This window comes from Pseudoalteromonas sp. c7(2019) (assembly GCF_011378625.1).
Taxonomy (GTDB): Bacteria; Pseudomonadota; Gammaproteobacteria; order Enterobacterales; family Alteromonadaceae; genus Pseudoalteromonas; species Pseudoalteromonas arctica.
The window spans coordinates 267-488 of record NZ_WTKS01000071.1 but is presented as its reverse complement, the minus strand read 5'-3'; the positions used below and the strand labels follow the sequence as shown (position 1 = coordinate 488).

Below are 222 nucleotides of genomic sequence, written 5' to 3'. Positions count from 1 at the left end.
CAAAATTACTAGGGTATACAGGCCAACGTAATGAAGCCGTAGAGCAAATGATGAAAATGTTCTACCAAACTATTCGTCGCGTAAAAGAACTCAATGAAATGCTTTTACAATACTTTGACGAAGCAATTCTGGGCAATGTAACCACTGAGTTTCGCGAAATAGACGAAAACTTTAGAGTGCGTGGTAATAAAATTGAATTAACGTCAAGTGGCTACTTCCAAG

At 37.8% G+C, this 222-nt stretch carries 1 protein-coding gene; it reads left to right on the top strand.

The window, feature by feature from the left end; all coding sequences use genetic code 11:
* On the top strand, positions 1-222 hold a 222-nt coding region (locus GQR38_RS20410), incomplete at both ends, for a hypothetical protein (RefSeq protein ID WP_206006354.1).